Annotated in this window: 1 protein-coding gene; it reads right to left on the bottom strand. The window is 68.4% G+C overall.

Annotated elements, in window-relative coordinates:
* Positions 1-360 (bottom strand): hypothetical protein (locus tag A6R74_RS10475; RefSeq protein WP_205634178.1); only part of this gene is annotated, 360 nt, incomplete at its 3' end.
* Positions 361-453: the final 93 nt, after the last annotated feature.

The following is a 453-nucleotide window of genomic DNA, read 5'->3' as shown; positions in this document are numbered from 1 at the left end:
GGGGTCGTGCCGGATTTCGGACTGCCGGTTGCCGGCCGCGTCGTAGGTGAAGGACTGCCAGTACGGGGCCGGGCCGCCGAGCTTGTCGCCCGCCGGGGCCGGTGCACGGGTGGTCAGGGGCTGGGCCCACGCTTCGGTGAGCCGGCCGAGGTGGTCGTAGGTGAAGCACTGGTTGTCCGTGCCGGTACGCGAGACGTCCGCGATGGACAGGATGTTGCCCGCCTCGTTGTACCGGTAGGTGGCATGGCGGTCGACTCCGGGCTGGTCCTGCCGGTCGACACGGGAGGTGGAGAGTCTCTGGGTGCCCCACTCGTAGGTGTTGGTGACCTGGGTTTTGCGACTGTCGTTGGTCAGGCCCATGGAGTGCTGCAGGGGCTTGCCGGTGTAGCTCTAGGCGGTGCTGGACGTCATGCCCTGCCCGTAGCCGCCGTTCGGTCTGAGGGTCTCGTCCTC

This window comes from Halomonas sp. ALS9, from assembly GCF_001651035.1.
Lineage (GTDB): Bacteria > Pseudomonadota > Gammaproteobacteria > Pseudomonadales > Halomonadaceae > Vreelandella.
Note: the sequence above shows the minus strand (reverse complement) of the source record. Positions and strands in the feature narration are given on the sequence as shown.